Below are 14,915 nucleotides of genomic sequence, written 5' to 3'. Positions count from 1 at the left end.
GGTGATCGGATGAAATATGAAAATGCTAGCGACATACTCCCACAGGCATTGTTAAAAGAAATTCAGAAATACGCAGCGGGGAAACTGCTGTATATTCCTTCGGGGGAAGTAAAAAGGGCTTGGGGTGAAGCGTCAGGTTACCGGGCTCAACTGAAGAAGCGCAATCGGATGATTCGCAATAAGTACGCCCATGGGATTACGATATCCGAACTTGCAGATGAAAACTTCTTATCCTTGGATTCGATTAAAAAAATCATATATTCTAAAAATAACGATAATGATTTAAGGTATATTCCGACAGTGGCATCAGCTGTAGACTATGCGAATGCCGGGCTGATTGAAGAATGGATTCAATTTTACCTGCTGCTTACCCTGAAGGCTGCTCCCGCTGTGCAGAACCTAATAGAGAGAGAGCCTATCTATTTCGGAGTCGTTAAGTTTCCATTACGTCTTGTTCAACCTGAAGCACTTCATATCAGGGATAATGATGCAGGCGAAGAGGAAGATGATGATGATTATGCTTCCAAACTTCCACCCCTTCTGGTCCAGTATACCGAAGGAAAGTTTTATTGTACTTTGCAAAGGGAGCTGTTCGCTTCGCTAAAGGAGCGCAAAACGAATGCTTATCCCTCCATCATCATTTTGAAAGAAAATACAGAGTATAAAAGATTCATGAAGCACTTCGGAAACGTATTTATCTTTGTTGGTAGAGCTTGATTTGGCCAAAGGACCATATAGAATTTAGAAGCCCTAAAGGCGACAGCAATTGTGATTGACCGGCCTGCTAACAGAATAAATCAGTGAAGCAAAGCTGGATGGAAAATGCACTGTTTTCCGTTCAGCTTTGCTGATATTTCATGGCATAACGCAAGTTTAGCCGTACCGTAAGTGTGTCACTATATTGTGCTTTCATTGCAATAAGTCTTTATTATCTTTACGCAATATTACTCAGTTTCACTCATAAGACAGCTTGAGATAGAACGAATAATAAAAAAATATATGAAATCCTAGGCCGTCCTGTGCTCTGTAGTGGTTATTTGGGAAGAGCAGATTTGGATACTTCTCAGCTTCGTGAGATGTAACTAAATTATTTTTCTACAGTTCCCAACCTTTTTCGTTTTCGCTGCAGTATTTAATGGAGTACGCTGAAAAAGGAGCTTTGTGCAATGGAGAAGAAAGAAGCAGACTGCATCATCAAGGATTACGTTAAGCCGCTGTATGGATTTGCTTTGAATAAAACGTGCAGTATCGCTGAAGCCGAAGAACTGGCGGGAAGAATCACGCTGGAGGTCTATCAGGCACTTCTCAAGAAAACGGAGTTTCTGGATCTGAACAGCTATATCTTTAAGATTGCACATTATGTGTGGGCGAAATACGTGGGAGAGAAAGTGAAGGGAAGCAGCCAGTTGCAGATCAATGATCACGCGGTGATATCCCAAGATGAGGGACTGGATGCGATGATCCGCCAGGAAACAGCTGGCACACTGCGGCGTGAGATCGCTTTTCTATCTCACCAGCAGCGCGAGATTGTAATGAAGTACTATTACGGCAGCATGAAAATTCGTGAAATCGCATCAGCCATGAGGCTATCCAGCGGCACGGTCAAATGGCACTTATTCGAAGCGAAAAAGGAGCTGAAGCACAAGATGGGCACCATTCGATCGATAGGCAGTCTGGGTATTCATCCGGTCCGCATGTCAAGTTTAGGCCATGTCGGTTCTCCGGGCAGCAAAGGCGATACCTCCAACTTTTTAGCAACAGCTATCAGACAGAATATCGCTTTTGCCGCTTATCACAAGCTGCTTACTGTTAAAGAAATGGCTGAAGAACTGGGGATTTCGCCTGTATTCATAGAGGACGAAGTCCAATCATTAGAAGAGTACGGATTTTTGGATCTCCTCGCAGGCGGCAAATATCGTACGAATATGTACATAGAGGAACCATCTCAGACGAAAAGTGAATCTCTGCATCGTCTGTACCAGGAGTACGCAGCGATTGCTGTCGAGCATTACTTCTTAAAGTTTTTTGCAATGACTGATGTTTTCAAAGAAACGGGTGTCTATATCCCGAACGGGGACATGAACCTGCTGATGTGGAGCCTTGTTCCGTATGCAGGTCAACAGCTGGGATTTAGAGAGCTCGAGAAGATAGGTCATGATGAGGTTGCAGTTCATCGTAAAGATGGTGGATATTATGCTGCTTACGCAGTCATCGCTAGAGAGTTCAATGTAAGCTATGACCGCGGTTTATATTATGTCTGTGGTGATATGAACCGGATTTCTGAAGAATTCTCATTAAATGCCTGGCAGATCGATACGTGGTGGTGCGGCAGGCAGGGCGGCTGGAGAGATAACCTCAGTTCAGACTTCATCAGCTTAATGCACGTAATCAAAGGAGATTTACCGCAAAACCATATGAATATTGATGCATACCAGCGCCTGTTTGAGAAGCAATATGTACTGCGCACAGATGCTGAGCCTGAAATCAATGTTGTTTACTGCAAGAACAAGCAAACAGGAGAACGTCTGCAGGCCGCAATCCCCCAACCATCTGAACAAATCAAAGAGGCTGCAGCCCAATTGGATCAGGAAGTCTACCGACTCCATCTTGAAGGCCAGCCTAGACATGCCCATAAATATGTGCGTTACTGGTCACAGAACAGCTTGGCCTCAAGGACAATGCGCACCTACATACTCCACCATTTGATTGACATCGGTATGCTGCATATACCTGATCCACACAGGCAAAAAGGCATCTCCACGATTATGTTTATGAATTAGAGCTAGAGCATGGCATTCTTTCCAACCTAAGAAATGGGATAAACGCTGCTGACATAACGCTGTCAGTGGCGTTTATTTATAATCGGATATGTGTAGTTGAGATGCATGAGATGGACCAGTAAGAAGCCTGCACTGCAGCACAATCCATTAGGAATAGGGAAGGATGATCATTGTGAATTTTGCTTCTGTACGTATTATTACTGACAATGTAGAAGGTCTCGTTGATTTTTACGAGAACGTTTTGGGGGTTGCGGCGAAGAGACCTTCACCGGTGTTTGCAGAGTTCATATTGCCGACATGCACCCTTGCCATCGGTCACACCCAGACGACAGCGTTATTTGGAATGGATACAACCCGGGGAGCCAATCATCATCAAGTCATACTGGAGTTCCATACAGCCGATGTCGATACCGAGTATATTCGTTTGAGACCTCATGTTAATCATTGGGTTCAGGAACCAACGACGATGCCGTGGGGAAACCGCTCGCTGCTGTTTCGTGATCCCGATGGAAACTTGGTGAACCTGTTCGAACCAGTAACAGAGGAAGCCATTAAACGTTTCAGTATGAGACATAAATAATGATGCATCCAAACCCACGCCCTGCTTACGGTTTATTATAATAAACCAGTAGACAGGGCGTTTGTTGTTCATTTTATCTGACAAGGTGGATGTTCAGAATTTGTTTAGAGACAAAGGTTATACTAATTTTCGCTATCATCTTGATATAGAAAGAAGGTAAAAGAAGGTAAGTCAATATGGCTAGAGTTCTCTGCTGGAGCATCTGGACGATGCCCCGGAGAGGAAACCATTATATTTGGAATGATATCCTTGTATTCCAATAGTTTAACCTAGATTATTGTGCTGTTTGAAATGAAAAGGATCAAAACCGATTAAGGTAGAAATTAGTTTATTTTAAATTTTAGTTGGAGGCATAAAGTAATGATTAAAGGTACCAAAAAATGTATTTCTGCTCTGCTAACCGTATGTTTGGTTCTGGGAGTTAGTGGTCTATCTCCTTTAAGCGGATCAACAGCTCATGCGGCAAATGCTCCGACTGCGGCAGAGGCGAACTACAATCAATACCGAGTGAAGTTGACTGCTGATCCGGTAACAGATACGGTGCCTAGCGGTTTCGGTACAGCTGCCTCAGATGGACGGATATGGACAGACAAGAGTATTACAGCAGAGAGCGACGGTACATTCAATATTCAGTTATCTGCATTGGCACAAGAATATATGACTTCAAACTCAACAAATCCAGGTGTTGGCGGGAATAGTAATGCAGACGGAGCGGCGGCAGACGTGACTTTCATTTTGGATATGAGTTCTTCAATGGGCGGCTCCAATAGAGAGATAGCATTACAGGAAGGCGGTTCCAAGCTCTATTTCCGCGTACAAGCTATGGCCATCGCTGCGAATGAAGCGATTCATACCGTTATGAAAGCCAATCCCAAAAACCGCGTTGCGGTATATTGGTTCGGTGGGTCGGCTTCCGCCAACCATCTCGGTACATTTATGGAATTAGGCCATTACGAATTCAGTTCGGGCCATGAAGCAGAAGATTATCTGGTTTACAATAAAGATAACAATAATATTCATACGGTTACTTTGAACCGTAACTTGACCAAAGATGGGAACGCTGTCGGAACCCAATCTGAAGTTAAGCTGGGAGCAGGAACACCAACCCAGGACGGGATTATGTACGGTGTGTCGAAGACGATGAGTAAAGTAGGAACAAATGATTCAGGCTCGAAGCGTCAACCGTATTTGTTCCTTCTATCGGACGGGGCAGCAATTCATGCGAAAAAAGTATGGTACAAATCACCAAGTGGAAGGTCGTTTGGGAATGATTTTGCCAATGCGATAACCGATGCTGTAACGATTCCAAACTATAATCAGAGCGGGTCAGATAGTAAAAAGTATGTGCCTCCTGCAGCCAGTGTAAGTTTGGCAAGTACAGGCGATCCAGAAATCGCTGCGTTGACGATTCTCACCGGTGCATACATGAAAGACCTTATGGATAAAAAATATACCGAATACAACGGAGCATCGACTCAAACTAAAGTATACACCGTGGGATTAGGCCCGAATGAAGCTATTAATGGACCAAATAGCAATAATCAGCCTGTGTATGCGTGGGCGGGGCTCGACCCAAAAACAGTCAATGAAAAGAAAGAGGATAGTAACTATAAAGGCGGCACGGCAAAAAAAACGTATGACAGCCTGAAGACATATGCAGCTCAGAATCCTGATCAACTGAATTATGCGAATGCCTTTGTGTATAGTAATTACTACACCTTTGCCCCGACATATGACCTTGTGAAATCAGCCTTCTCTGGTCTAGCCAATGATGTTGAGTCCACTACGACGATACTTCCACTTCTCAACATACCCGAAACCACGGATCTGGGAGGCTCGGAAACAGCTGATATAGCGAGTGCTATCGTCGTTACTGACGAAATTGGCAGTGACTTTGCTGTGGATCTATCTACATTGAAAATAGGGGACTCATCTGCAGTAATTGATACAAGTACAGTCATCACTGGCGGTACAGCGTATACGTTCGCTGGACACAAAAGTAAAGCTGTCATTAAGACAGTCGCAGGCGTGAGCAGTCTGACATGGTATATCAATGCAGATGATATGCAGGCACATATTTACCGCTTCAAGAACCGAACAGCTCCTAAGCCTGGAGAGTATAGTGCACCAGCAGGCGGCTCTTATAAAATTGGCTATAAAGTAAAACCAATATTTCAGGTATCTCCTGATCAAGTGGGAGACATATCCCGTTACATCAATTCGGGGAATGCCATTATTGGAGCGAAGACAGCTGCGTATTTCTTCCCACCTACGGATAGTCCGTATTATCAGGCTTTAACAAGTAAGCAGACGATCTCCAAAACAGATGGAATTGGTGCACCGTATGTAACCGAGGAGTCCTTGAGCGATGGCAGGGCAATCATGCGACTTGGAAACAACGGGAAGCTCGATTTGCAGATGGGGATTATGAAGACAGGCCCGGCAAGCGTCCAGATTAATGGGTCAATAGACTACAAAGTTACCATTTATAATTATACAAATACGGATAAAACGGGCCTTAGCGTCAATAGCGATGGCCAAACACAAACAGAGACTGATGTTCCGGCTAACGGCAGCAAGGTGCTGACTTTTACCAAAACGGCACCTGATACGCCGCAAACGTTGGATAGTGACACTGCTGTAATTACGGGAGTTAACCTTGTATCAAATAAGGTCACCACCAATGTAACCAACGTGACGACAGCTGCGATCAACACACATGTTATCGGAGCCGTAGGGGGAATAACTGCGGGAGATGCAGTCTATAACATTGGTGAATCTGCAACCATCACAGCTATTCCGAATAAGGGTTATACATTCGTAGGATGGTATGACAATCCAGAAGGGACAGGAACGCCTGTAAGCACAAATACAGCCTACATGTTCACGGTTCAGACGGATCAAAATTATTATGCAAAATATATATCGCTGCCTGTAGCTCATGACGATAGTTACACTGTTGTGAGGGGAGAAACACTCACTGTTCCAGCGGCAGAGGGCATACTGCTCAACGATACAGATGCCGAGAATCGTACACTGACTGCAGTGAGTATAAGTTCAATCAGTGATTCAAGCAAGGGTACGCTGCATGCAAACCCAGATGGATCTTTCACATTTGAAGCAGAGGCAGAAGCTTCTGGTAGTGTGACGTTCACTTACCAAGCTGATAATGGCATTGCCTTGTCCATTACAGCAACGGTAACAATTGAGATTACACCACCGGGTCATAAGCCTATCGCGAAAAGCGACGCCTATCGCATCCAGAGAGGGGATACTCTTGATGTCCCTGTTGATAAAGGCCTGCTCTCAAACGATATCGATGATGAGGATCATCTGCTCAACGTGATGAATATTAGTCCGATTAGCGATCCAAGTAAAGGCACGCTGGATGTGAAATCCGATGGATCGTTTACCTTCACTGCCGATGCAGAAGCATCGGGTGAGGCAGCCTTTACGTATCAAGCCTTTGACGGGACGGCCTATTCAAATACAGCTGCGGTTACGATCACCATTACCGTGCCAATCACAACTCATGTCATTGGTAATGCTGGGGGCACAACAGAAGGCGATGGTGTTCACGGACTTGGTGAACCAGCAGTGATTAAGGCAATTCCAGCTGCAGGTTATACATTCGTAGGATGGTATGATAATGAAGGCGGCACAGGTACTCCTGTAAGTACGGACAGCATGTATACCTTTACAGTTTCATCAGCCGGAGACTACTATGCAAAGTTCAGTGCCCTGCCTACCGCTGAGGATGACAGTTATCGGGTGGTGAAAGGCAGTACCCTGACCGTCCCGTTGGAAACGGGCATTCTGTCGAATGACAAGGCTGCAGGGAATGGTACAGGTTCACTTACTGCCGTGAATGTCAGTCCACTCAAAGATCCAAGCAAGGGTATACTGCATGTGAATGCTGATGGATCATTCACATTTGTGGCAGATGAGCGGGCATCCGGTAGTGTGACCTTTACTTATCAAGCCTTTGATGGAATGGGGCAGTCGAACACAGCTACAGTAACGATTGTGCTTGGCAGCCCGAGCATTGATGGTACGATCACAGACAAAGATACCCAAAATCCGGTATCGGGTGCTGCCGTGATCTTGCGTGATCTTGCAGGTAAAGAGAAAGGGCGAACTACGACCGATCCCAATGGTAAGTACATTTTTGAAGACGTCGTAATTAATAAATACATTCTAGAAGTCATTCGTGATGGATACAGCCCAGCACATAGGGAAGTTTCACTGTCCACAGCGAACGTTAACACAAACGGACATGTTACCGCAGACTTTGAGCTTGTGGATTATGAAATAACACTGACAGCCAACCCTTCGTCCATCCTTGGTAATGGAACAGCCACATCTGTCTTCAAGACGGTGGTCATGGATAAAGACGGTCATCCACAGGCAGGTGTTGAAGTTGTATTTGAAGTGCCCGATACAACATACGGTCATTTTGCAGGGAATTCCAACACGATACGTGTTGTGACGGATGCAAAAGGCACTGCAATTGCAACCTTTACCGCAGCAGTTCTTGGGGGTACGGGATCTGTGTCGATTCCGCTGACTGCAGCAGTTAATGATAGCCAAAAGGGTCTTCACGTAAGCGATACAATTTATATCACAATTACCCCTGGTGTTATTACAGGCGTAGTAACAGATCAAGCCGGGAATCCGTTAGCAGGTTCTTCAATTACCGTAAGTAAAGATTTTGACGGAGATGGCATTGCTGATTTTCATGCGGTGGCCGTTACAGAAGGTGATGGGGCATATACCATTGCTATACCGCAGGGGAATGTGACGTACGATGTATCCATTACGAAGCAAGTAGTTATCGGCGGCCAGAAGCAAGCTGTCACGTTTAATCAAAACGTACCGGTAAGCGGAAGTGTAGATGGCCATTCTTTTGATGCGAATAAAACCGTATCGGGTGTTATCCTGGTTGGAAAATCACAATCACAGGGTGGTTCGTTGGTGCTCGACGGAACGGTGGGCGGCGGATATAACGTTTTGATCAATGATGGCAATGGGGATCATACGGGCCAAGTGAATCGAGACGGAATATTCAATATTGATAGTGTGCTTAAGGGTAACTATACAGCGAAGATCATCTATAACATTCCACTCCCGGGAGGCGGTACGCAGCCTATCGTTGTGGGTCATGTGGATACTAGAATTAACGCAGATGGACAGATCAGCATCAGTGAAGTGCTCATTGACCCGTACGGTACAATCACAGATTCCGTGACAGGTCAGCCGGTAACGGGCGCCGTCGTTACACTCCATTACAGTAACGGGACGGTGGTAAATCTGCCTCCGGTAAATGGCTTCCCACCAGCGGATAACGCCAATCCGCAGACGAGTGATGCGGCAGGGCAGTATGCTTTCATGGTATTTCCGCACACAGATTATTATTTAACTGCGAAGAAGGCAGGATATAAGGATTTTGACAGCCGGGTTGTTGATCCAAATCAGCCGCTGATTCATGTGGGCACGGATATTGTGCTGTACAACTTCAGCATGACACCGCTGTCTACATCGGGCGGAGGGGGAACAGGCACACCAAGCACGTCAAGCATTACGACAAGTCCAGCTCCATCAGGCAGCGTTCCGCCAACGACTGTTCCTACACAATCTCAATCCATAGATCTCGCTGCAGCGATTCTTGTCGACAAAATGAAGGGCAGCGAAGGTGATACACTTACTTTTACAGTGATGTATGCCAATAAGACATGGATCGACGCTGATGAAGTGTATGTAAAAGCCAACATCCCTTCGGGATTCAGTTTAGCTGATGCAAATGGCGGTATCGTGACGAATCAAGAAATCAAGTGGAATGTTGGTAAGCTGGCAAAAGGAACGCAGGGTAAACTAACATTCAAACTCAAGGTTAATGATATGAACATGGGTGAGGATTTTGCGACCATAACTGCCAAAATAGGTACAGATCATAAGCTTACGCTCGTGAACATACAGGATGACACATCCTTGATTAAAGTGATGCTGTATTCTAACCGTTACGAACATAAGCATGACCGGTACATTATGGGTTATCCGGATGGTAACGTTAAACCAGGACGACTCATTACCCGTGCGGAGATTGCCGCGATCTTTGCCCGGACGCTTCGGCTGCAAGATGAGGTTCGTCACGTCCAGTCGTTCAGCGATACTGCTGCAGGCTACTGGGGTGCTGAATATATTGAAGCAGTTGCAAACAAAGAGATATTTAAAGGTTATGCCGATAACACATTCAAGCCGGATCAACCAATTACAAGAGCAGAGCTCGCGACAGCAATTGCCCGTTATCTCGGAGTTGCAAGGGAGCTAAAGATGGATCCTATTTTGCGAGTCAGCTCGTTTACCGATATTGGGGGAAGCTGGGCAGAGCAGTCCATTGATGAAACGTACCGTTTTGGTATCGCAGGAGGATACAAAGACGGCTCCTTCCAACCGAACAGTCAGATCACCCGAGAAGAAGCCGTCAAGATGATTAACGGGATGCTGTACAGAGGCCCATTGACTGGTGTTGAAGCTTCATATCCAGATAACCGTTCGGGCAGATGGTCATTCGGACACGTTGAGGAAGCGACAAGGACGCATACGTACAAAATCAATGAAGATGGTTCCGAAACGATGATCAAATACATTCCGGAAGATTTATGGTAACGTGTTGATGCTCTAAAAAATTAGAATAAAAGCAAATTTAAAAAAGCCGAAGCTGGTGGTCATAACCCCGTCAAGTAGACAGTACAAAAAAGACAAGATTTAAGCTGCGGCTGTTTCCCGGTATTCCACCGGGGAACGGTCGTTTAGTTTTTTCTGAAATCGGTTTTGGTTGTAAAACAATATGTATTCACTCACTTGCTGTTCAACCTCTGCTTTGTTAGCTGCCTTATTCAAATAAATCTTCTCCGTCTTCAAATGAGAGAAAAAAGATTCAATACAGGCATTATCTAAGCAATTTCCACGCCTGGAGTGACTGCCTAGCATGCCGAGCTGGTTTAGTTTACGGTTAAAGGGCTTCGACGTATATTGAAATCCTTGATCTGAGTGTAGGATTACGCCATTCAGATCCACGTGCTGACGGAGTCTGTCCAGCGTGTCATGAACCAAAGCGAGGTCATTTCGTTCAGAAAGATGCCACGCTACAATTTCGTTATTGTATAAATCTTGAATAACAGAGAGATACACAAAGTGTTCTCCAGCACGAATATAGGTAATGTCCGTAACCAGCTTCGTTCGTGGTGTATCCGCCTGAAACTGACGCTCCAGCCGATTCGGGTTTACCACAGAGGCTTGTTTTCCAAAGAATCGACGCTTTTTTCGAATGACAGAACAGATGCCTAATTGTTTCATTAATCGGTACACCTTTTTGTGGTTGACTCGAAGGCCTTCCCGTCGTAAAGCAACGGTCATTCGAAGATAGCCAAAGTAAGGATGCACGCGATGAATGGCAAGCAAATGGGATTCTAGTTCATGTTCTTTGTGTCTACGCTCTTTTGCGGCTGCTATGCTTTTTCTCCACTTGTAATAACCCGAGCGGGAAACCGCAGCTAACTTCAAGAGCCAAGCCAGACCATGGCGTGCTCTCAGGTCCTCAATGATTTGAAATCTGGCTGCTTTACTCGTCACTCCTTGTGTAGATTTGGATACCGCTTTTTTAAGTATTCAATCTCCGCCCGCAAATACGCCATCTCTTCTTCCATACTGGAAAACTTGGTTCTAGGGCGTCCACGTTTGGGTATAGCAGGTTCTAGACTCATTCCCTGTTTCGCTTTGGCTGCCCACACTTGTACCTGAGATTTATTTTGAATATCTAAACGTGTCGCTACTTCACGTATACTCATATGTTCTTCGTTGACCAGCCGGACGGCCTCCAATTTCAACTCCAAGGAGTACCGCCGGTATGTTTGTCCTTTTTTAGCCATGAAAAAACCCCCTTCGTTTACATGATTAAGTTCATCTTAACAGATGTCTTTTTTCTCATGTCTACTAAAAGGGGATAATACCACTGGAGTTATTCCAGCTTCGGCTTTTCCCTATTCATAGTGAGTACTATTCACCGAAAACGACTCGCCAGTTCTATTCTCCTAACGTCCGCCCGTATTGGATGCCCAGACTGGAATCCAGCTGTTCGGGTAATAGGGGGTGGTCAAGGTTGTGTTATAGAGTACAAGGTTTCCGTCATTCTGCATGATCAGCGTATCCCCTGTTGTACTGGTTGGGAGCCCGCTGCCGTGGTGCCCTGAAATCCAGGTTTCGGTATTCGGAGTCCAGGCAGATACTAATTTGGACGTGTCAGGCACCAAAATTTTATCCCAGCCCCAGCCATAGAAATATTCAAATTTACCAGTGGCGGGATTGAAGCCGTAGCGATAAGCATACTGGTAAACATCCTGATATTTCATTGCATATTTATACATCACGGGTTTCCCGTATTGAGGTTCGAATTTAAAAGAAAGGGCTCCATTTTTACTCGTACCACTGCTCCAAAGGGAAGAACCATTCTGATAGATCACAAAGTTCCCGTCATCCTGCCAAATGGCTGTAAATCTGCCATCCTGGGAGGTGAGATAGTCTCCCTTTTGCATGCTTTGACCGATCAGGAGTTTATCTCCAAGATAACCTGCGGAAGCTGTTGCAGGTACGGCAAAGGTCAGTATTAATAAGCAGGCAATAAAAATGCGAAAAGATCTGGGGATAAATAGTGCTCTCATTGAACACACTCCTATACTCCTTAGAATGGTTAAGATCGATGCCTAGTACAATACAAATACCTTCTTACAGCTGCTGCGTAAGGCTGCACGGCGTTCGGCCAGGAGTGGTGAAAGAGCAGTCATCACATCCCCCAGAGGTGGTTAACGGGAAATCAAGAGATTTTATGCTCTCAGAGTCACCTCCTTTAATAGAAATGTCCTGCTTTTACAATGTATATAAGGATCCATTTATATCTAAATCAAAATTGAGATAGGAATTTCCTGAAGTTTCTCAAAAGGCAGGCTGTATTAAAGAGGGTGATGTTCATTTAACAGGGATATAAGATGATTACAAATAAAATATATAACATTTTATTCCACTATAGCAACTAAAAAGTTAAAATACATAATTTTCAATTTTATGAGTCCTAATCTATTGAGCTTAATTACCCTCTCCGATAAACTCGCAGATTTTTACATAGATTTAATATAATCTTCCACTTTTGCGAATTAAACTATGGTAAAATATCTCAGGATCTGAAATAGGAGAGGGGTTTGGTTCACGCATGACTTGGAAAAATGTTTTGGGGAAAAGCACCATTCGGGCAGCAGCTGCTGCACTATTACTTACACAGCTGCTCGGTGCAGCAGGTTCGGTCTCTGCCGCAGGAAAAGATGTAGAGGTGCACTTAATTGGCATCAACGACTTTCACGGCCAGCTCGATACCACATCGATGGTAGGTGATAAGAAGGCAGGATCGGCTCCAATTCTAGCAACCTATCTCAAAGAAGCTCAAGCCAAATATGAGCATTCCCTGCTGTTCCACAACGGGGACTCTGTCGGTGCATCTGCTCCAGTCTCATCCCTTGATCGTGATGAGCCTACAATGGAATGGATGAATATGATGGGCTTTGATGTCGGCTCTCTGGGCAACCATGAATTTGACCAAGGGATCGCCGCATTGAAAGCACAAATCTTCGGTGGTCTTGATCCAAAAGAAGGCAAGGTTACTCATGCCGGTGCTAAATTTGATTATGTGAATGCAAACGTAATTGAAACGTCCACAGGCAAACCCCTGATCAAACCGTATGTCATTAAAGAAGTCGGCGGCGTTAAAATCGGATTCATCGGACTTGTAACCAAATCCACGCCAAACAAAGTTTCTCCATCAGGTACTGCAGGTGTGCGATTCCTGAGTGCTGAAGAAGAAGTTGCTGCCGTTAATAAATATGCAAAAGAATTGCAGGATCAAGGTGTAGAGACGATCATCGTTCTGGCGCATGATCCGGCTTCCACCAAAGAAGGTGTAACGACCGGAGAAGCAGCTGATCTGGCGAAAGCTTTGCCAGCAGACTCTCCTGTTGATGTCATCGTTGCTGGCGATAACCACGCTCTGGCGAACGGTGAAGTGAATGGGAAATTGATCGTGCAAGCGTACTCCTATGGTACAGCATTTGAAGATATCAAACTGATGATTGACCCGGTTACCGGAGATGTAAAGGAGAAATCAGCTACTGTGACTACAACCTTCCAAGAGGGTGTAAAAGAAGATCCTGAAACACTCGCTATTATTAAAAAGTCCTTGGACAAACACCCTGAGCTGACCAAGCCAGTAGGTACAACAGATGGTTCTGTTCTGCGCACAGATGCTTATAATAACGAAGCCCCACTGGGCAACCTGATTGCAGATGCGATGCGTCAAGCGGACTTCGGAGATAAAGCAGGCAAGGCGGATTTTGCATTTATGAATCCAGGCGGTATCCGTGCGGATCTGCCAAAAGGGGATGTGACCTTTGCCGACCTGGCTAAAATCCAGCCTTTCGGTAACACGCTTGTCAAGCTGGAGCTGACTGGCGAGCAGGTAAAAACACTGCTGCTGCAGCAGTGGGGTACCAATGCGGATGGCACACCAAATACGAAAACATTGCAAATTGCTGGTCTGAAATACACAGCTGACTTCAGCAAGCCGGCTGCTGAACGTGTTACAAGCCTTAGTCTGGAAGATGGTACACCGGTTAATCCTAAACAAACGTATACCGCTGTTGTGAACAACTTCATGGCCGCAGGTGGAGATAACTACAAGGTACTTGTCGAAGCAAAATCATCCTTGGCTGGTCCAATTGATCTGGATGTATTCTATAAGTACATCGTGGATACGTTCAAAGGCGGCGATATTCAAGCCAAAAAAGAAGGACGTATTACGAATCTGGCTGCATCTGCAGAGCCAGCAGAAACACCAGCACCAGTTAACAATGATCCCATTACTCGTGCTGCATTTGTAACTGCACTGGTAGATATGCTGCAGCTTAACGAAGTATCTAAAGCACCTTCATATCAGGATGTTTCACCTAATGCTGCCTATGCGGATGCAGTTGCTGAAGCGACTAAAGCCGGCTTAATTCAAGGCTACAGCGGTAACTTCTACCCAGATCGTGAGATCACTCGTGAAGAAGCGGCTGTAATCCTCGCGAAGCTTCTGAAGGATCAAGCTTCAGGTCAAGATGCGGCTGTAGTTATTGCAGGTTTTGAAGATGGTCAGACCGTTTCAAAATATGCTGTGGATTCTCTGGCTAAATTGATTAACAAAGGGATTTTTGGTACAGCTGATAGCAAGCTGCTTCAACCGAAACAAGGCATTTCAATGAATGATGCCAAAGCTTTGATCGAAAAAGCGGCTGCGGCCAAAGCTTCATAATCTAGAACATATGCCTAATCTATCGTAAGACCGAAAACACATCTGTAGGAAAATAAGCACCCTTCTATACATAAACCTCTCATTAGTTGAGTTACGTGAAGGTTTATCTCGAAGGGTGCTATTTCCATTATAGGCTGCGTTTTTCTTTTTACCATTTCAAGGT

At 45.1% G+C, this 14,915-nt stretch carries 5 protein-coding genes and 2 pseudogenes; 5 read left to right on the top strand and 2 right to left on the bottom strand.

The features are described from left to right. Positions 1-9 precede the first annotated feature (9 nt). From MKY97_RS28640 to MKY97_RS28625, 4 genes and pseudogenes are all read left to right on the top strand, one after another. Positions 10-267, top strand: a pseudogene (locus MKY97_RS28640) (CD3324 family protein); the annotation flags it as partial. A gap of 899 nt (positions 268-1,166) precedes the next feature. Further along, positions 1,167-2,780, top strand: a complete 1,614-nt coding sequence (locus MKY97_RS28635) for a sigma factor-like helix-turn-helix DNA-binding protein (RefSeq protein WP_342553518.1) — start codon at positions 1,167-1,169, stop codon at positions 2,778-2,780. 172 nt (positions 2,781-2,952) lie between these two features. Continuing rightward, positions 2,953-3,360 carry a VOC family protein gene (locus MKY97_RS28630; protein ID WP_342556484.1) on the top strand — a complete coding sequence of 136 codons (408 nt, stop codon included), beginning with the start codon at positions 2,953-2,955 and terminating at the stop codon, positions 3,358-3,360. 360 nt (positions 3,361-3,720) lie between these two features. Then, the gene (locus MKY97_RS28625; RefSeq protein ID WP_342553517.1) at positions 3,721-10,026 is read left to right on the top strand and encodes an Ig-like domain-containing protein; all 6,306 of its coding nucleotides are present in this window, start codon (positions 3,721-3,723) and stop codon (positions 10,024-10,026) included. A gap of 99 nt (positions 10,027-10,125) precedes the next feature. On the opposite strand, the pseudogene MKY97_RS28620 reads toward MKY97_RS28625, so the two are convergent. Both MKY97_RS28620 and MKY97_RS28615 read right to left on the bottom strand, forming a co-directional pair. Beyond that, positions 10,126-11,288: pseudogene (locus tag MKY97_RS28620) on the bottom strand (IS3 family transposase). Between the two features lie 162 nt (positions 11,289-11,450). Beyond that, complete coding sequence (locus MKY97_RS28615; RefSeq protein WP_342553516.1) at positions 11,451-12,077, bottom strand: hypothetical protein; 627 nt, start codon at positions 12,075-12,077, stop codon at positions 11,451-11,453. A 545-nt stretch (positions 12,078-12,622) separates the two neighbouring features. Here MKY97_RS28615 and MKY97_RS28610 point away from each other — a divergent pair. Then, positions 12,623-14,752, top strand: coding sequence for a 5'-nucleotidase C-terminal domain-containing protein (locus MKY97_RS28610; RefSeq protein WP_342553515.1), 2,130 nt, complete (start codon positions 12,623-12,625; stop codon positions 14,750-14,752). Positions 14,753-14,915 lie beyond the last annotated feature (163 nt).

It is taken from the genome of Paenibacillus sp. FSL R7-0652, assembly GCF_038595045.1.
Classification (GTDB): domain Bacteria; phylum Bacillota; class Bacilli; order Paenibacillales; family Paenibacillaceae; genus Paenibacillus.
The sequence above is the reverse complement of the archived record's forward strand: the minus strand, read 5'-3'. Positions and strand labels throughout refer to the sequence as shown.

Excerpts from the sequence above, each read along its gene's own strand:
- MKY97_RS28610 (WP_342553515.1), top strand. The coding sequence starts at position 12,623 with ATGACTTGGAAAAATGTTTTGGGGAAAAGCACCATTCGGGCAGCAGCT.
- MKY97_RS28635 (WP_342553518.1), top strand. The coding sequence starts at position 1,167 with ATGGAGAAGAAAGAAGCAGACTGCATCATCAAGGATTACGTTAAGCCG.
- MKY97_RS28625 (WP_342553517.1), top strand. The coding sequence starts at position 3,721 with ATGATTAAAGGTACCAAAAAATGTATTTCTGCTCTGCTAACCGTATGT.
- MKY97_RS28615 (WP_342553516.1), bottom strand. The coding sequence starts at position 12,077 with ATGAGAGCACTATTTATCCCCAGATCTTTTCGCATTTTTATTGCCTGC.